Genomic DNA, 20547 nt, shown 5'->3' with positions numbered 1-20547 from the left:
TTCGTTTCTTGCCAGAATATTAGTAAATTAAGGTTTATGGTAATCACTGGGACTCGTACCGAAATGTTTCTTGAAGCTGGCTGAGAAATGAGACAAGGTACTAAAACCAGTCATATCCGCTATTTCAGATACCGTATATTTTCCTTCGTTTATAAGTTCCGCCGCCCGATTAAGCTTATAAGTCTTAAAAAACACACTGGGGTTTACACCAGTCAAACCTTTTACTTTATAGTAAAATTTTGTACGTGAAATGTGCATCAGCTCCGTCATACGAACCACATCCAGTTCCGGATTAGAGAGTTCATTTTCCATCAAGTGATACAGGTCGGTCATAAAGGCATTATCCTGCGGTGAAAGGATGTTCTCGTCCATCTTATCCGTTTGAGTAGATCGACTGAGAATATTCCTTACTTTATCCCGGTTTTTAAGTTGAGAGTTGATCAGGGCAAGCAGATAACCGGGATCGAATGGTTTGGTAACATACGCATCAGCCCCGATATTGAGCCCCTCCACCTGATTAGCCAAAGTGGCCTTGGCTGTCACCAATATAACGGGAATATGGCATAACTGCAAGTTATCTTTAACCTCACGGCAAAGGCTGTAACCATCTTTATCGGGCATAACCACATCGCTCAGGATTAAATCCGGCGCCTCTTCCTGCATTGCCTTCAGGGCACTATCTACATTGAAACGGCAGATAACACGGTAGTGTGGCGATAAAAGTGTTTTCAGATAATGTACCACCTCGGTATCATCGTCCACCACAAGTATATTCTTACGTTCTTCTGCACCCTTTGGTTGCTTATCAGTGTCAGAATAACCCAACTCCTGCAGATCTGATAATTTATGATTATCGTAGCGGTCCGACTCGTATTCGTCATCCAGCGGGAAGATATCCGACTGCCTTGTCTGCCTCGACACTCGTTCGTCTTCGGTATAAGCGCAATCATTTACTGGTAGGATAAAAGTAAATACAGCTCCACCTCCCTCGTCCGGAACAGAAGCCTTAATGTGTCCGTGATGCAGCTTAACCAGGCAACGGGCATAATACAGCCCGATTCCTGTTCCCCAGTTGTAGTAACCTTCCGTTTGATTTGCCACCTGGTAATAACGCTCAAATATCTTTTCAAGCTGATCTTCCGGAATACTTCTCCCGGTGTTGGCGACACATATCTTTACGTATTGCATATCTTTCGCAGACTCATTTAGAGTAAAAAGAGATGCCGCTTCCTGCTGATTAATTAAATCAAAAGTCACCTGTATACTTCCACCTTCGGGCGTAAATTTCAGCGCATTAGACATCAGGTTGGCAAAAACCTTGTCCACATTATCCTCATCCATCCACATAAGAAACGTATCCTCCATTCCGCATGTATTCAGAATTATACCTTTATCACGTGCGCTCAGTGAAAAGACATCCACCTGCCGTTGCAGGGTAGCGATGATATCCATTCTTGCAACCTTCAGCTTCAGACTGTCATTCTCCAGTTTGTTGAAGTCCATCAATTGGTTTACAAGACGCAGCATACGCGTAACACTTCTTTGAACGATACAAAGAAGGTTTTTATTCTCTCCTGTAATGTCCGGGGCATTACACAGCTGCATAATGGGAGCAGAAATCATAGTAAGGGGTGTTCGGAACTCGTGTGAAACATTGGCAAAGAAGCTCATGTTCATCTGGTTGACACGCTGTTCCTGCTCTTTCTCCAATTTTGCCAGATGCGCCGCCTCTCTTTCGGCTTTGATACGCAGCAAGGCCCGCAGGAAAAGAAGTACGACAGCCGCCGCACAGATGAGATAGATCGTGTAAGCCCACCAGGTGTTCCAGGGAGCGGGCTTCACGATAACACGAATCGAACTTTCGGTGTCTACGATACTCTTGTCGTTATTTGTTATCTTCACCCTGAAAGTATAGGTTCCAGCAGGCAGATTTGCATAGTAGGCTTCGCGGTTGTTGCGGGCATCCACCCAATAATGATCAAATCCTTCCAGCATATAGTGATAGTGCACCCGTTCAAATTCGCAGTAATCCAGGGCGGTAAATGATATACTGAATCCGTTCTGGTCGTGACTCAGTCTGATATCCGGCCGGTACGATAGATGTTTATCAATACAATTGGCCTCATTGGGATGTATCAGCCGGTTGTGAACCTTCAAATCCTCGAACAGCAACGGGACATGCCGTTTTGCAGGGACATCCAGCGGATTAAAGAAAGTAAGTCCGTGCGTTCCCCCAAAAAGCATCGTTCCGTCGGGCAGGCGACAAGAGGCCCGGTCGTAAAATTGGTTCCCGCCAATTCCATCCGCAGCAAAATAGTTGGTAAAAGTACCAACAGAGCGGTCGTATTTTCCAAGGCCATATAGCGTGCTCACCCAAAGATGCCCCTGTTCATCCTCTTCAATACTAGAAATATCCAGACAGGGACTACCCAATACAGGCCTTATTTTTCCGGTTGATGGTGTGTAACAAAGTAAACCGTTACTTACTGTACCTATCCATATATCACCCCGGCTATCTTCATGTAGGGCCGTTGGAATAAAAACAGAGCGTTGTATGCTGCCTTTCATATCCTCGTCGGTCACCTCCAACCGGCTAATCTCATCACTTTCACGATCAATCAGCTTCATCGGTTGATAAAAAGCAGCAACCAGCAAATTGCCGTTACGTAAAGGCAATAGACCGGGTATAAAGGTAAACCGGGTATCGAATGCCTGAATTGTACGAAATTGAGTGTCGCCTTGCTTAAGAGCATATACATAAGGAGTAGCCGTGCCGATCCAGATGGTTTTGTGTTCATCCTGGGTGATTGACATTGGCAGAAATACCTGAAACCTGCTCTCCACTTCCAACCGTCCATTTACGTATCGGCACTTTAGTACCATGTTATCTGTTACAGTCATCCAAATCGCATCACTGTGGTCCACTAGTAACTGATTTACATGCACAGCTTTCTTGCTAGCCTGTGGCAAAAGGCGATCCAAATCTATCGACTCCATCTTCTGGTTCCGCATATTGTAAACGAACAGTCCGTCCATCAGGGTTGAAATCCACAGATCCTGCTCCTTACTGACGGCTATAGACACAACCGATTTATTTTCCAATCGCGAGCGCAGGTAATTATTGTTGTTGAAACGCTCCTTATAGTTGTAACAAACGGTGTAACCCTGATCAACAGAACCTATCCACAAATTCTGTTGCGAATCAGTAAACAGCTGGTTAATCTTAAAACGAGGCACCTCAAAAGGAAAGCCATCTTCACTCTGATGAGTCACGGTACCCTCCTTATAATTATAGCAGAACATCCCGTATTTGGTCGTATTCAGCAACAATGCATGTGAACCATAAGGATGAATATAATCGATTTCGGCCGAAGCCAGCTGGGGATGTCTGGCAATTACCTCCGGAACAGGGCAGTACTGGCGGGTTCGTGTGTCGAAGATAGAAAGAGTCTGGTTGCCTGTAAGCCAAAGTTCGTCGCCATGCATAAAAGAGTGATAAGGGTAACTCTTTGTAGCTATGGAATCCAGAAGCTCCATCGTTGATGCGTTGTACCTACGTAACGAACTGTAATTTACCACCCACAGGTTGTTTTCATTATCAATATGACATTCCGTATTGAAGGTATGCTGCGGATCAAGATCCGTCAACACACAATCCAGTCGGTTTCGGTCGGAATTGTAAACAAAAAGTTGTTGCTCGGTAGCCATCAGAATATGCCCCTCGCGGTTCTCCATCAGTTGGTGAATATTATTGTTTTCATGATCGAATGGAATACGCTGAAAATTATCCTTATCGGTGTAGATGCAGACTCCGTTTACGGTTGCCACCCACATCCTGCCTTTCGAGTCAAGTAAAAGGTCCGTTATTTGATTATCCGGTAATCCCGACGAGTCGTCCGTACAAAAATATTGATGGTATTCGTGTACGTTATATCGGTTCAGTCCGCGGAAAGTTCCCACCCAGATGTAACCTTGCGCATCCTCGGCAAAGGCTTTGATCTGTTGGTTTGAAATATCGTTCGTGATCACCGGGCTCTCTGCTCCGGCACTATATCCTTGTCCGGTTTCCGGTTCGGAAGGGCGGCAGGAAGAAAATATGCAGATAAAAAGCAGCAGCCACAGGTGTGCACCGAAGGTGTTTTTTCTGTATGGATAATCAGCGATCAACATAGTCCGATTTGTTTGTTCCGATGCGAAAATAAGCATAATAATCGGGCTACAGCTTGTAGCAGACTCCATTTGAACAAAAGAACAAACATTTGAACACATAGAACAATCATTTTGAACGTAAATGAAAACCGTTTGAATGCATCAGACAATCCGTCCGGAGGAAAGGGGGTAATATTGCCGACGTAATAATCAAGAAAATTATGCTACCATGAAAAAACTATTTTTCTCATTGCCGCTACTCACGGCTGCCCTCCTCCTGTCCTCTTGCGGAGGGACTGTAAAAGCTGACAAGCAAGAGGCGAAGACTGATGGCGAAGTCCTCGCGTCGGACACCAATGCAATTGCAGAAACTGAATCCGGAACGGTGGCCGGATATCAGGAAAACGGTGTGTACATATACAAAGGTATTCCGTATGCCAAAGCCGAACGCTTCATGCCTCCCCAACCCGTTGCAAAGTGGGAAGGAATCCGGAGCAGCCGTGCCTATGGTCCTACTTGCCCACAGGGCAAACGTACAGGCTGGTATCACGACGAGTCGGCTTTTGCCTTTGACTGGAACGACGGGTTCCCCGACGAGGACTGTCTGCGTGTAAACATATGGACTCCCGGATTAAAAGACGGAAAGAAACGCCCTGTCATGGTATGGCTTCACGGCGGAGGTTATGCTGCCGGAAGCGGACAGGAATTACCATCCTATGATGGAAGTAACCTGGCAAAGAATGGAGATGTAGTTGTTGTAACCCTTAACCACCGGCTCAACGCGCTGGGCTTTCTGGACCTCTCTGCCTTCGGAGACAAATATGCTAAATCGGGCAATGCAGGGTTACTCGACTTAGTTGCAGCTCTTCAATGGGTAAACAAGAATATTGCTTCCTTTGGAGGCGATGCACAGAATGTAACCATATTCGGACAGTCGGGCGGCGGAGGCAAAGTCTCCACCCTTCTTGCCACACCATCGGCCAAGGGGCTGTTTCACAAAGCCATTATACAGAGCGGTTCAATGTTGCGAACAATGGAAGCAACGTATTCACGCCGTATCGGTACGGCCGTGGTGGAGGAATTGGGATTAAAACCCTCTCAGCTCGACCAGTTGCAAACAATACCCTACGAAAAGTTACTTGCCGCCGGCGAAACGGCTATAAAGAAAGTAAAGGAACAGGCCGAAAAAGAGGGTATCTCCTCCTTTATCTTCGGATGGGCGCCAACGGTAGACGGCGATGTGTTGCCCGCACAACCTTTCGATCCGCAAGCTCCGGCACAGAGTAAGGACATACCTGTGATGATAGGAACCACACTACACGAATTCACCATGAGCACCTATGTGCCGGCCTACAGAACCATCACAAAAGAAAAAGCCGTGGAGATACTTAAACAGAAGTACGGCGAAAAGACCAACGATTTCCTTGCTGCATTTGAAAAGGCATACCCCTACTATGAACCCAAGGATCTGTTGGATGTAGATGTAATCTTCCGTCCCGGTGCAGTGGAACAGGCACGTCTGAAGGCCGCTCAACAGGGAGCTCCTGTCTATATGTATCTTTTTACCTGGGAATCACCCGTAATGAATGGCAGCCTGCGAAGCACACACTGCATGGAGATTCCGTTTGTTTTCGACAATGTAACACGTCACGCCAGTATGACCGGCGGGAGCGGCAAAGCGCAAATACTGGCACAGAAAATGAGCAGCGCCTGGATAAATTTTGCACGGACAGGCAATCCCAACCACGAAAGTCTGCCCCAATGGGATCCTTATACAGCCCAAAAGGGTGCTGCGATGTGCTTCGACAATGTATGCGAAGAAAAGTATAATCACGACAAGGAGTTGATGGAGCTGGTAAGAGCATTTCCAACCCGCGGCTTCTGATCCGTTGTAAAACCATACCACATTTTAATGTAAAGAACGTAAACTCCCGGCTTATTCCCTGCAAAGGCGGGGAAGAAACCGGGAACATGCAGTAATCAATCTAGTTAATAACTTAATGAAAAGAATTATGAAAAGCAAATCGGTGAAAAAGCTACTTATCATGGTGCTTTTTCTGTTGGCCACTGTGTCTTACCTATCGGCACAGGGACCCGTTAAAGTTTCAGGGCGTATTACAGACGACCTGAAAGAGCCTATGCTCGGAGTGAGCATCGTTGAAAAAGGAACCACCAACGGTGTGATGAGCGACTTAAATGGCAACTACAGTCTGTCCGTACAGCAGGGTGCCACCATTGTATTTTCCTATATCGGCTTTGTAACTCAGGAGAAGAAAGCCGTTGCAGGAGTGATGAACATTCAGCTAAAGGAGGATACTAAAACGCTGGAAGAGGTTGTAGTGGTAGGATACGGTGTTCAGAAAAAGAGCTCCGTTACCGGGGCCATCTCGCAGGTAAAGGCCGAAGATCTGGAAAACCGCACCATCAGTAACGCTCCGGCGGCATTGCAAGGTAAAACAGCCGGGGTACAGGTTATCCAAACCTCTGCTGCTCCGGGAGCCTCGCCTACCGTTCGTGTAAGAGGTTACTCATCCAATGCTTCCTCCAATCCCCTGTATGTGGTAGACGGGATCCGGCTGAGCGACATCAGCGGCATCGATCCCAACGACATCGCATCCATGGAGGTGCTTAAAGATGCTGCCTCTGCTGCCATCTACGGTGCCGAAGCCGGCAACGGGGTTGTACTTATCTCCACCAAGAAGGGGAAAGCGGGACAAGGAAAGATTTCCTACGATTTCCAATGGTCGTCGCAATCGCTGGCTCGTATCCCGGCCATGCTGAATGCAGAGCAGTACATCGATTATATGGTAGAGTCGCAGACTTTTACAGAGAACGAACTTCGAAACGGCTGGGACGGGGTAACGAATACTGCCTGGACCGACGTAGCCTTTGATAACAGTCAGATGCAAAAGCACAATGTATCTTTCACCAACGGCAGCGAAAACGGCAATTACTATCTATCTCTAACCTATCTGGATAATAACGGGATTGTAAAGGGAGATGTCGATGTTTACAAACGTCTTACGGCAACCATCAATTCCGAATATGCAATCAAGCCCTGGCTCAAAGTGGGAACCACCAATCAGATAGAGAAATTCAATATACGCAGCGTATCGATGAACAACGAATACGGCAGCTTGCTAACCTCTATCCTCCAACTGGACCCGCTTACGCCCGATACCTACGCAGCGGATAAGCTGCCGGCTCACATGCAGACTGCTTTGAATAATGGTAAACACCTGCTCAAAAACGAGAACGGCGACTACTATGCAGTGTCCAAATATTATGCCGGCGAGCAATTTCATCCTATGATCATGCGCGACAATAATATTGGTAAAAACAGTGGATTCAACGTAAACGGATCCATCTACTCCGACTTCAAACCTATCAAGGATTTCACATTCACCTCGCGTTTCGGTTACCGGTTGTCGGGAACCCGTCAGTCGTCCACCGACCTTCCCTTCTACGGAAACTCCACCCAGAGCCGCGATTATGTGAGCCTCAATGCCAGATCTACCACAAGTATATATTATCAATGGGAGAACTTTGCCAACTACACGAAGAGCTTCGGACAACATACTGTAACCGGAATGGTGGGTATGTCGTACCAGGAATCCACCAACGACAATGTATATGGTAGTCTTTCGGCCAACAGCGAAGATGCCATCAAGAAAAACGATCCGTTGTTCTATTACCTCAACTATGGTTCGGCTTCGGCAACCAAGGGGGTAGCCGGCGAGAAGGTACGTTCGGCCAAACTTTCTTACTTCGGACGTGTAGGATACGAATTTGCTGGGCGTTACCTTTTGCAGGGATCACTTCGTGCCGATGCAGCCGACTTATCACTGCTTCCCTCCACCAACCGCTGGGGATATTTTCCTGCGGTATCTGCCGGATGGACCCTGTCGGAAGAAGAGTTCTTCGCTCCGCTCAAGCATCAGGTAAGCAGCTTGAAGTTGCGTGCCAGCTGGGGACAAAACGGTAGTCTGGCTGCCCTCAGCAACTATCCATACAGCACGGACATGGCTCTGAAAGGGCTCTACCCTTTCGGGACGGGCAATTATTATATCAATGCTGTGGCTCCCTCATCCATGGGTAACGATAAACTGAAATGGGAGACTTCCGAACAGATCAACATCGGTCTGGATGCCAGGTTCCTGAAAGATCGTCTTACTGTGGGAATGGACTACTTTAACAAAAAGACCAAAGATCTGCTGGTAAACGGCACCACCCCTTCATTGATTGTAGGAGGAACAACCTCGCCTATGAATGCCGGGAACGTAAGCAACAAGGGCTGGGAGTTTGAACTGGGCTGGAGAGACCATATCGGTGACTTCCATTACAGCCTGCGGGCCAACCTTGCCACCTTAACGAACGAGGTAACCTACGTTGACCCGTCCATTACGCGTATCAACGGCGTTAACTTCCATACCAGCACCATCACCTACTTCGAAGAGGGATTCCCTGTTTATTACTTCCGCGGCTATAAATTCAAAGGGGTGGATCCGGAAACGGGTAATCCCATGTTCCATGACCTGGACAACAGCGGCGACCTGAACGATGGCGATTTGGATTACATCGGCGATGCCATTCCCGATTTCACCTATGGAATTACACTAACCGCCGGTTGGAAAGGATTGGACTTCACGCTGTTCGGTACCGGATCGCAGGGCAACGACATCTTCAACTGTATCAATCGTCCCGATTATGCGGCATCCAATAAACTGAAAGAGGTATTTTACGACAATCGCTGGACAGCCGATAATAAGTCGGGGACTGTTCCACGCGCCGGCGCCCAGAACATGGATAAATACCAGACCTCCGATGCTTTGGTATACGACGGCTCATTCTTCAAGATTAAGCAGATTCAATTGGGATATACCCTCCCTAAAACATGGATGAAAAAGATCTTTGTGAATAACCTCCGGGTATACGGTTCGCTGGACGATTTCTTCACCTTCACAAAATACCCGGGCTTCGATCCGGAGGCGGCCGCCAATTCCACTTCGGGAATGGGTGTGGACAAAGGGTCGTATCCTTGTTCCAAGAAGGTTGTTTTAGGCTTGAATATTGAATTTTAAAAACCACAATTTACAGTAAGAATAATGAAAACAAGATATATCTATATTTGGCTGCTGGGACTGCTTTCGGTGCTTAACACAGGATGCGAAGACCGGCTGGACATCCCCAAACATGGTAATATGGGGAGTCAGGAAGACTTTTACCAAACAGATCAGGAGGCTATGCAGGCATTGGCTTCTTTATACTTCAGCTGGAGCAGCAATTACTACAATTGGTTCATGACCAAAAATTCGTTGGCCGACGATGTGTGGAGCGGTGGTGGTTCGCGTGGCGACAATGCCCAAATGGAACAGTTGAACGAATATACCTTCGACACGGACCATCCCATGATAGCCAGCTTGTATTCGGGCATGTACAGCATCATTTACAAAGCAAACCTGATTATCGACCTGATGGAACCGGATACGGATGTGAAAAAGCGTGCCCTGGCCGAAGCTAAGTTTTTCCGTGCATGGGCGCATTTCGAACTGTTAACCCTCTATGGAACAGCTCCCATCGTAGATCATCTGCTTACCCCGGACGAGTACAGACAGGGCAACAGCAGTCCGCAAGACACCTGGGCGTTTATTGAAAAGGATCTTACAGAAGCCATCAACCTCAACGTTCTGCCATCAAAAAACAACGTTAACGATAAAGAGACAACGATCCGTACCACCAAAGAGGTGGCACAGGCCATGCTCGGGAAGGCGTATGTATTCCAGGGTAAATACAGCGAAGCGGCCTCTATTCTCGACAAAGTGATCGAATCCGGCAAATACGATCTATACCCGGGTGCTTACGATAAGCTGCTGCACGTAGAGGCCAACGGAAGCTGCGAGTCCATGCTGGAGGTGCAGCGCCGCAACGACCCGGAACAGGCCTGGAACTGGGACATACTGACGATGACCTACCTGATGATGGGATGGCGTTCGGATAAATTGTTCGTTACCGGCGAAGCTGTCCAAACCATCGCTTCGGGTACCTATGGCTTTATGAATCCACGCAAATCGTTGTATGATGCTTTTGTGGAAAGAGAAGGAACCGATGGCTACCGGTTAAACAGCACACTGCGCAGTTACGAGCAATTAAATAAGATCGGGGTTGTATTGCAGCCCGGTGCCAATATGGTGGGACACGAAGGTTACTTTATGTGGAAAACACGTGCACTGAAAGAAGACTGTATTTACGATGCCTCTTACTTTCAGGCCCTGCAATACATCAACCTCCGGGTGATGCGCTATGCAGAGGTATTACTGCTGGCTGCCGAAGCACATGTACAGGGCGGCGACAAGGCCAAAGCGCTTTCTTACATCAACCGGATTCGTTCGCGGGCCAAACTACCCGATTTAACAACGGTTACCCTGGACGATGTAAAGAAGGAGAAACGGTTGGAGCTCTGCATGGAATGTGTACGTTTCCAGGACCTCACCCGTTGGAACGATGCTGAAGCAGTTATGGGTCAGCAAGGGAAGGAAATTCCGGCCTTCTCAAGTGAAGGTGTTAAGTTCTTGGTCAAGAATTCGGCTTACGGTTTCAAGGCGAAACATAAACAGTTGCCGATTCCCCGCAAAGAGCTGGAGTTAAATCCCAACATGAAACAAAATGAAAACTGGTGATAATTTATTACAGCATTAATTGATTTAGGTTAATGGAGAAATTTTCGGTATAGTAGTATCTTTACCTGAAAATTTCTTCGTTACCACTAAATGAATACTATACTTTAATTACATTTAAAATTATGAAATTGAAAAGACTATCTATTTCCATTTTCTCCGGTTTTTTGGCGCTCACGGTACAGGCGCAGCTGCCTTCACCGGAGCCGCAGCTACGGCTCACCCCTCAAAACGTAGACGAGGTGATCCGTGCGATGACGCTGGAAGAAAAAGTACACATGGTAATCGGTTGCGGCATGGCAATGAGCGACGATGCCAAGTTTCCGGGCACAGCCGGTCGTACCTACGACATTCCCCGTCTGGGCATCCCTTCGGCCTACCTGGCCGACGGTCCGCACCGTCTGGCAATGGCTCCCAAACGCGAATTCGACAGCCACACCTATTATGCTACAGAGTTTCCGTCCAGCACCACGGTAGCTGCCACCTTCGATCCCGAAGCAGCTTTCCAGGTTGGTCAGGCGCTGGGCAGAGAGGTTAAGGACTACGGACTGGATGTATTGCTGGCCCCGGGTGTGAATCTGATGCGTAATGTGCTTTGCGGACGAAACCACGAGTACTATTCCGAAGATCCGCTGGTGGTGGGAAAGATTGCCGCAGCTTACATCAACGGAATTCAAAGTCAGGGCACCGGAACCTGTATCAAACACTTTGCAGTAAACAATCAGGAGACAAACCGTAATAACAATGACTCCCGACTCACCACCCGCCCCCTGCGCGAGCTTTATCTCAAAGGATTCGAGATAGCCATAAAGGAATCACAGCCATGGAGTGTGATGACCGCCTACAACAAAGTGAACGGCAAATACACCTGCGAAGACAAGGAGCTTACCGAAGATATCCTTCGTTCGGAATGGGGCTACAAAGGAGTGGTTATGTCCGACTGGAATGCAGGGATGGATGCCGTTGCATCCATGTTGGCAGGTAACGATATGATGCAACCGGGACAAGACCGCCAGTACAAGGCTATTTACGAAGCTGTAAAAAACGGTACCCTCAGCGAGGCCATCCTGAACCGCAACGTGAAACGCGTACTGGAGTTCGTTCTTAAAAGTCACACCTATGCGGGCTATCAATACCCCAATGAAACAGATCTGAAAGGCCATGCACAGGTAGACCGTAAGATTGGTGCCGAAGGAATTGTTTTGCTGGACAATAAAGAGGCCCTTCCGCTGGCACAAGGCGTAAAGAAGGTTGCCCTGTATGGAACCACCTCGTACGACATGGTACCCGCAGGTATGGGATTTGGCAGTACGGGAATCGGTTACTATACGGTATCTCTGGTAGAAGGTATGCGCAAAGCAGGCTATACAGTAGACGGTAAACTTATTAAGCAATACAAAAAGCATCTGTTCGACGAGCAGAAACGACTTTTCCCACAGGGAAGACCTCCCTTTTCCTTCACTCCCCTGCCCCGTGCCGAAGAGTTTCTACCTACAGCCGAAGAGATGATCGCACAGGTGCAGGACAATGACATTGCCATCCTTACCCTGGGACGTACCAGCGGCGAGGCTTGCGACCGTCGCATCGGCGAGTTCATGCTCAAAGAAAACGAAAAGGCACTTATCAAGCAGGTGTCCGAAGCCTATCGTGCAGCCGGAAAGAAACTGGTAGTTATCCTGAACATCTGTAGTCCGGTTGAAACTGCCTCGTGGAAAGGATATGCCGATGCCGTAATCTGTGCCTTCCAACCGGGTCAGGAGGTTGGCAACTGTATCGCCGATGTGCTCTCCGGCAAAGTAAACCCTTCGGGCAAGTTACCTATGACACTGGCTGTTAACTACGGCGATGCCCCTTCAGACGCCAATTTCCCTTCCGATTACGAGTTCAAGATGCCATCCTTTGCCATGGGAACGGGTATGAACTTCAAATCAGATAAAAAAGAAGAGAAACCTAAAGTGCCGGAAGCCAACGTAGACTATACCAACTACGAGGAGGGCATCTATGTGGGTTACCGCTATTTCGACACATTCGGCAAGGAGGTATCCTACCCCTTCGGACACGGACTTAGCTACACCAGCTTCAGCTACGATATAGAAAGCGCCTCAATCGAAGGAGATCAATGCCAGTTAAAGGTAACCGTTAAGAACACAGGCAAATATGCCGGTCGGGAAGCCGTTCAGGCCTATGTGAAAGCCCCCAAAGGAGCCCTGGACAAACCGGCTAAAGAGCTGAAAGCCTTCGGTAAGACCCGCCTGCTGGAACCGGGCGAAAGTCAGACACTCACCCTTACCTGGCACGTAATGGACATGGCCTCCTATAACGAGAAGTCGGCTTCGTGGGAGCTCGACAAGGGAGAATATCAATGGATGGCTGCCGCCTCGTCGGCCGACGTGCGCGACACCGTAGTACAGAAGATAGCCAAAAGCAGCAAGGTTAAAACACTCGATGTTATGAAACCTCAGGCAGCGATCCCGGTAAATCCGATGGTAAAGAGATGAATTTAAATCGATCCGTAAACAGATAATAAATAAATTAGTACTTTTAGTCGCTAATTTGTAAAGAACCATACATCATTTTAAAATTACGAGTAATGAAAAAGCTAATCTTGTCTTTGCTGGCTATACCACTTGTATTCTCTGCTTTGGCACAGTCGCCCGCCCCTCCACAGAGTAAAATCGTAACAGATTCCATACACAGCAAGGTGTTGAATGCCTACAGGGCATACAATATTTTCCTGCCTAAAAGTTACGAGACGGATACAAACAAGAAATATCCGATACTCTATCTGCTGCATGGTATGACGGACACCCACCAGGGATGGGCCGGGCGCGGTCACGTTAAAGATGTGGCCGACCAGCTGATGGAAAGCGGCGAAGCCTGCGAGATGATCATTGTTACACCCAATGCGGGAGGCAATATCTACGAAGGCGTATGGAACGGCTATTTCGATATGCCGGGATGGAGTTACGAGACTTTTTTCTACACCGAGTTTCTGCCCTACATTGAAAAGAACTACCGTGTGATAGGCGATAAAGCCCACCGGGCCATTGCCGGACTGTCTATGGGCGGAGGCGGCGCCACCGGTTACGGACAGAAGCACAGCGATATGTACGCAGCAGTCTACGCCATGAGTGCCCTGATGTCTATCCCCGAAATGGGAGCGGCACCGGCGCAGAAACCAGACGATAAGATGGCAATCCTTACCAAGTCGGTCATCGAGAACAGTTGTGTGGACTTTGTGGCGAATGCCGACGAAGATCGTATCGCCAACTTACGCACGGTGGCCTGGTTTGTAGATTGCGGCGACGACGATTTTCTGCTCGACCGCAACATCGAGTTCACTCAGGCGATGCGCAAGAAAAAGATTCCCTGCCAGTTCCGCGTTCGCGACGGAGGGCATACCTGGGAATACTGGCACTCGGCCCTGTACACCTGCCTGCCATTTGTTACCCGTAATTTTGGAAAGAATCAATAATTAAAAAACCTCACATTATTTTAACAAACATCATGAGAAAAATCATTACTTTATCAGCCATGCTGCTGATGTGTGTTTTAAGTTTTGCACAACAGGCTCTTTGGGGAGGTGCCGCCGTTATCTCGCCCGAAATTCACGAAAACAACACGGTATCCTTCCGCCTGAAGGCACCTAAAGCCGTACGGGTACAAGTAACCGGCGACTTTCTGCCTACCCAGAAGATAAAGACACCTTACGGAGAGTTTGACGGTCCGGGTGTGGCCGACCTTACCGAGAAAGACGGCGTATGGGAATTTACCACCCCGCAACCCCTCAAGTCCGAACTGTACAGCTACACCTTCCTGGTAGACGGACTAAAGATTAACGACCCCAGCAATGTGTATATGATTCGCGACGTGGCAAGCGTTACGAACGTATTTATCATCGGTGGCGAACGTGCCGACCTGTACAAGGTGAACAAAGTACCCCACGGAACAGTGGCCAAGGTATGGTATAACAGTCCCACGCTGGGTATGGACCGCCGTTTAACGGTTTATACACCGGCCGGTTACGAAACCAGCGGCAAGCGCTATCCTGTATTCTACCTGCTGCATGGAATGGGAGGCGACGAAAATGCCTGGAGCGAACTGGGACGTACCGCTCAGATTCTGGACAACCTGATTGCACAAGGCAAAGCAAAACCTATGATTGTGGTGATGACCAACGGCAATGCATCGCAAGAGGCTGCCCCCGGAGAATCCTCTTTAGGCTATGCCCCGGCATCCATGCAATTACCTAAAACCATGGAAGGCTCCTTCGAAGCTGCTTTCCCGGATGTGGTTAACTTTATAGACCGCACCTACCGTACCCTCAAGAACAAACAGAACCGTGCCATTGCCGGACTATCCATGGGAGGATTTCATTCCATGCACATCTCCAAGCAATATCCGGACATGTTCAACTACGTAGGCTTGTTCTCTGCAGCCATCATGCCCAACAAAGATGTAAAATCACCGATCTACGACAACCTGGAAGCCAAGCTGAAAACACAATTCGACAAGAAGCCGGCCCTATACTGGATTGCCATCGGCAAGACCGACTTTTTGTATCAGGCAAACACAGACTATCGCAAGATGCTGGACGAAAAAGGCTACAAGTACGAATATTTCGAAACCGGCGAAGGCCATATCTGGAAGAACTGGCGCATCTACCTGTCGGAATTCGCGCCCAAGCTGTTCAAATAAGCAGCATATAGACCATGTATAAAAAAGGGTACTTGCTGTTAATCCGTTAATGGACGCGGCAAGTACCCTGCTTTACCCAAGCAACCCCTCTACATATTCTTTCAATATACCCGCATGATTCTGCTCCATGCTTTTAGTGGCAGTCAGCAACGTAACCCTCTCAAAGTCCTTTATGGCCAACAAGAAATCATCCACCGCTTTAGAATTACCCAGTTGCTTGATGTACAAACTTGCAAAGAGTTCCCACCGCTCCTCTTTATTCTGGTGAACCCATTTCCGAAGCTCAGAAGAAGGAGCCAAATCCTTATTCCATGAGTTATAGAGCAACGCCTCCTTCTTTACCCCTCTGGGCCAAAGCCTGTCTACCAAAACCCGGTATCCATCCTCCGGATCAAAGTCATCATACACCCTTTTAATCGCTATACGTACCATAAGCCACAGATTTTAAAGCATCCACAAACTGTATTTTATATGTCAATTTATTCATATATTTGTACGTATGATAGATTCAATCTTAAATATAGTATTCTTTATTGCTTCCTGGACTTTCGTACTGCTTATGCTTGCGGGAACTTTGGGAGGCATTGTCTATGTGTTTTCTCAACTTTTTACATCAAAAAACGAATAGAGCTGAATACTAGGACTGTCTGAAATGGTATACTTGTAAAAAAGAAATAAGCCGGTTGCCCGGCTTATAGGGGTTAGCCTTTAACACCCGCTGTAGCTGTTACAGACGCTCGCTGCCCCCTTGCCCCTCAGGTTTTGCCTCTGCTTAACCGGATGTTATAAGCTGATACAAACTTACAAATTAAAGTGTAATATTTAACAATTTGACAAATTATTTACAATTGATTCCGGAACAAATTTTGGACGAAGCTCCAGACATCGTGGCGGAAACTGTAACAAGATAATCCGAAGCATATACACCCATCCAAAATCAAATATGCATTTTTATGGCTTAACAAACAATTCGAAATCTACCAAATCAGAGAAGTCTGGCAAAACAAAGGAAAAAGTGAACGGATATCACCGAAATAGCTAATTGGATTAATAAATCGTTGTGATTAGCTTACAAAATTGTATCTTTGGCTTATTAGCAACAACAATAAGGATGATAAGGTAGTAAAGTAGGGTGTTGTGATTAGCTTGCAAAATTGTATCTTTGGCTTATTAGCAACAACATTTGTGTACCATGTTCGGACAACCGAACAGTTGTGATTAGCTTGCAAAATTGTATCTTTGGCTTATTAGCAACAACCCCGTTGCAAATCTATGATTTTTGCAGTACGTTGTGATTAGCTTGCAAAATTGTATCTTTGGCTTATTAGCAACAACAAGCCGTAAAAGCAAAGTACAGAGCCAATGGGTTGTGATTAGCTTGCAAAATTGTATCTTTGGCTTATTAGCAACAACAAGAGATCAAACGGTAAAACATACTATCATGTTGTGATTAGCTTGCAAAATTGTATCTTTGGCTTATTAGCAACAACAAATTTGAATGTATCTCTATTCTGACAACAGTTGTGATTAGCTTGCAAAATTGTATCTTTGGCTTATTAGCAACAACTCAAATCCGAACATACTATGCCGATAGATTGTTGTGATTAGCTTGCAAAATTGTATCTTTGGCTTATTAGCAACAACCCCTCTTCAAGAGAGTTGTAAGCAACCTTTGTTGTGATTAGCTTGCAAAATTGTATCTTTGGCTTATTAGCAACAACTTGACACAGACATTCCCTGCGAAGTGGTTTGTTGTGATTAGCTTGCAAAATTGTATCTTTGGCTTATTAGCAACAACGAAAACGCAGGAAGATGTTACTACAGAGGTGTTGTGATTAGCTTGCAAAATTGTATCTTTGGCTTATTAGCAACAACTGAAAAGCGGAAGGGACCAAACTGCTTCCTGTTGTGATTAGCTTGCAAAATTGTATCTTTGGCTTATTAGCAACAACATCGGCAACCCCCTATCTTCCGCGTTGATTGTTGTGATTAGCTTGCAAAATTGTATCTTTGGCTTATTAGCAACAACTCTTTAAATATCAAAAAATCTCCTGGCATGTTGTGATTAGCTTGCAAAATTGTATCTTTGGCTTATTAGCAACAACTTCACACAGGCGGAAGGTATTTAGGGGACAAGTTGTGATTAGCTTGCAAAATTGTATCTTTGGCTTATTAGCAACAACACGCTTGCATCTCTTTGTACCATAACCATGGTTGTGATTAGCTTGCAAAATTGTATCTTTGGCTTATTAGCAACAACGAGGGTATCCATTAAGATTAATTAAAGCATGTTGTGATTAGCTTGCAAAATTGTATCTTTGGCTTATTAGCAACAACAAAAGCAATTGAAGATGCACAGGAGCGCCTGTTGTGATTAGCTTGCAAAATTGTATCTTTGGCTTATTAGCAACAACCTTACCTGTTTATCGACTATGGGCAGGCCGTTGTGATTAGCTTGCAAAATTGTATCTTTGGCTTATTAGCAACAACATTTCTGTTAAAATCATGATTCTTGAGCATGTTGTGATTAGCTTGCAAAATTGTATCTTTGGCTTATTAGCAACAACTACAAAATCGATTGATTGGATACTGCATCTGTTGTGATTAGCTTGCAAAATTGTATCTTTGGCTTATTAGCAACAACCCAGTTCGAAACCGAAGTGCGTGCCGCCCGTGTTGTGATTAGCTTGCAAAATTGTATCTTTGGCTTATTAGCAACAACATTTGTGTACCATGTTCGGACAACCGAACAGTTGTGATTAGCTTGCAAAATTGTATCTTTGGCTTATTAGCAACAACCCCGTTGCAAATCTATGATTTTTGCAGTACGTTGTGATTAGCTTGCAAAATTGTATCTTTGGCTTATTAGCAACAACAAGCCGTAAAAGCAAAGTACAGAGCCAATGGGTTGTGATTAGCTTGCAAAATTGTATCTTTGGCTTATTAGCAACAACAAGAGATCAAACGGTAAAACATACTATCATGTTGTGATTAGCTTGCAAAATTGTATCTTTGGCTTATTAGCAACAACTCAAATCCGAACATACTATGCCGATAGATTGTTGTGATTAGCTTGCAAAATTGTATCTTTGGCTTATTAGCAACAACCCCTCTTCAAGAGAGTTGTAAGCAACCTTTGTTGTGATTAGCTTGCAAAATTGTATCTTTGGCTTATTAGCAACAACTTGACACAGACATTCCCTGCGAAGTGGTTTGTTGTGATTAGCTTGCAAAATTGTATCTTTGGCTTATTAGCAACAACGAAAACGCAGGAAGATGTTACTACAGAGGTGTTGTGATTAGCTTGCAAAATTGTATCTTTGGCTTATTAGCAACAACTGAAAAGCGGAAGGGACCAAACTGCTTCCTGTTGTGATTAGCTTGCAAAATTGTATCTTTGGCTTATTAGCAACAACATCGGCAACCCCCTATCTTCCGCGTTGATTGTTGTGATTAGCTTGCAAAATTGTATCTTTGGCTTATTAGCAACAACTCTTTAAATATCAAAAAATCTCCTGGCATGTTGTGATTAGCTTGCAAAATTGTATCTTTGGCTTATTAGCAACAACTGTTGACCAGCAGGTTACTCGGATTAGTGGGTTGTGATTAGCTTGCAAAATTGTATCTTTGGCTTATTAGCAACAACGGTATCTGATTTCACCTGTATCAAGGTCGGTTGTGATTAGCTTGCAAAATTGTATCTTTGGCTTATTAGCAACAACTGGATAGTCAGTACGATTTACGTGATACTTGTTGTGATTAGCTTGCAAAATTGTATCTTTGGCTTATTAGCAACAACAAGAACGCCATGCTTGCAGTCGGTTCTGCCGTTGTGATTAGCTTGCAAAATTGTATCTTTGGCTTATTAGCAACAACATAATCGGCTGACATCCTCAATAGCTGCTGGTTGTGATTAGCTTGCAAAATTGTATCTTTGGCTTATTAGCAACAACCGAAGCTTACGGAAAGTATCCTTCCTAATGGTTGTGATTAGCTTGCAAAATTGTATCTTTGGCTTATTAGCAACAACTATAAAAATATAGGCGTGTTACTGTCTGGGTTGTGATTAGCTTGCAAAATTGTATCTTTGGCTTATTAGCAACAACCTGGATAATTTGGGGTAACTCTGGAAACGGGTTGTGATTAGCTTGCAAAATTGTATCTTTGGCTTATTAGCAACAACGGCATTTGAGATACTCGGAATGGCAAAATCGTTGTGATTAGCTTGCAAAATTGTATCTTTGGCTTATTAGCAACAACTTGAGGGTGTTAACAAGTTAGGAAAGGCTGGTTGTGATTAGCTTGCAAAATTGTATCTTTGGCTTATTAGCAACAACATATATCCAATGGGTTTTGTATGGCGCATTGTTGTGATTAGCTTGCAAAATTGTATCTTTGGCTTATTAGCAACAACCCCCGGCTTATTCCTTGACATGGGGCTGGGGTTGTGATTAGCTTGCAAAATTGTATCTTTGGCTTATTAGCAACAACAAAAACCACGAGGGTAGCATTATTCCTCGTGTTGTGATTAGCTTGCAAAATTGTATCTTTGGCTTATTAGCAACAACAGGATGTTCACATCTATCTGTTGCATAGATATTTAAGCCATAAATTAGAAACAAAAAAAGTTGATGTTTCTTTAGTAAATCCTGCTCAATGAGTGGGATTTATTACTTTAAAATAATTCAAGCTGTTGACCAACTGGTTGAGCTTTCGTTTCTTTTTTACCATAAAAAATCTCCATACCAGCAAACTGTTTATCTGTAATACATAAAATTCCTATATGCCCTTTTTCTGGCAATATTGATTTTACACGAGTTATATGAACATCTGCATTTTCTTTACTCGCGCAATGTCTTACGTATATAGAAAACTGAAACATAGTGAAACCATCAGATATAATCTTCTTGCGAAAATCGGTATAGATTTTACGTTCCTTCTTTGTCTCAGTTGGCAGATCAAAAAAAACGAGTATCCACATAATTCTATATTCACTGAATCGTTCCATATTCAATATAAAAATTAT

At 45.5% G+C, this 20547-nt stretch carries 9 protein-coding genes and 1 CRISPR repeat array; of the genes, 6 read left to right on the top strand and 3 right to left on the bottom strand.

Annotated elements, in window-relative coordinates; translation table 11 throughout:
* Positions 1 to 27: 27 nt before the first annotated feature.
* The gene (locus tag F5613_RS06695; RefSeq protein ID WP_179399189.1) at positions 28 to 4170 is read right to left on the bottom strand and encodes a hybrid sensor histidine kinase/response regulator transcription factor; all 4143 of its coding nucleotides are present in this window, start codon (positions 4168 to 4170) and stop codon (positions 28 to 30) included.
* Positions 4171 to 4378: 208 nt separating this feature from the next.
* Between F5613_RS06695 and F5613_RS06690 the strand changes: the two genes are divergently transcribed.
* From F5613_RS06690 to F5613_RS06665, 6 genes are all read left to right on the top strand, one after another.
* Positions 4379 to 6034, top strand: coding sequence for a carboxylesterase/lipase family protein (locus F5613_RS06690; RefSeq protein WP_179399188.1), 1656 nt, complete (start codon positions 4379 to 4381; stop codon positions 6032 to 6034).
* A 127-nt stretch (positions 6035 to 6161) separates the two neighbouring features.
* Positions 6162 to 9230, top strand: a complete 3069-nt coding sequence (locus F5613_RS06685) for a SusC/RagA family TonB-linked outer membrane protein (RefSeq protein WP_246303367.1) — start codon at positions 6162 to 6164, stop codon at positions 9228 to 9230.
* Between the two features lie 24 nt (positions 9231 to 9254).
* Positions 9255 to 10826 (top strand): RagB/SusD family nutrient uptake outer membrane protein, encoded by a 1572-nt coding sequence (locus F5613_RS06680; RefSeq protein WP_179399186.1) that lies wholly within the window; start codon positions 9255 to 9257, stop codon positions 10824 to 10826.
* A gap of 122 nt (positions 10827 to 10948) precedes the next feature.
* Positions 10949 to 13321, top strand: a complete 2373-nt coding sequence (locus F5613_RS06675) for a beta-glucosidase (protein WP_179399185.1) — start codon at positions 10949 to 10951, stop codon at positions 13319 to 13321.
* A 92-nt stretch (positions 13322 to 13413) separates the two neighbouring features.
* On the top strand, positions 13414 to 14298 hold the full coding sequence (locus tag F5613_RS06670) for an alpha/beta hydrolase (RefSeq protein WP_179399184.1): 885 nt from the start codon (positions 13414 to 13416) through the stop codon (positions 14296 to 14298).
* Positions 14299 to 14330: 32 nt separating this feature from the next.
* Positions 14331 to 15521 (top strand): esterase, encoded by a 1191-nt coding sequence (locus tag F5613_RS06665; RefSeq protein ID WP_179399183.1) that lies wholly within the window; start codon positions 14331 to 14333, stop codon positions 15519 to 15521.
* Between the two features lie 72 nt (positions 15522 to 15593).
* On the opposite strand, the gene F5613_RS06660 is transcribed toward F5613_RS06665, so the two are convergent.
* Positions 15594 to 15953: a DUF488 domain-containing protein gene (locus tag F5613_RS06660; RefSeq protein ID WP_179399182.1), complete on the bottom strand. Its 360-nt coding sequence runs from the start codon at positions 15951 to 15953 to the stop codon at positions 15594 to 15596.
* A 625-nt stretch (positions 15954 to 16578) separates the two neighbouring features.
* Positions 16579 to 20089: a CRISPR direct-repeat array (repeat unit 47 nt; unit sequence GTTGTGATTAGCTTGCAAAATTGTATCTTTGGCTTATTAGCAACAAC).
* Positions 20090 to 20196: 107 nt separating this feature from the next.
* Entirely contained in the window at positions 20197 to 20529 is a 333-nt protein-coding gene (gene cas2 / locus F5613_RS06655; protein ID WP_179399181.1) for a CRISPR-associated endonuclease Cas2, read from the bottom strand.
* Positions 20530 to 20547: the final 18 nt, after the last annotated feature.

Origin of the sequence: Macellibacteroides fermentans (assembly GCF_013409575.1) — a bacterium.
Classification (GTDB): Bacteria; Bacteroidota; Bacteroidia; order Bacteroidales; family Tannerellaceae; genus Macellibacteroides; species Macellibacteroides fermentans.
The sequence above is the reverse complement of the archived record's forward strand: the minus strand, read 5'-3'. Positions and strand labels throughout refer to the sequence as shown.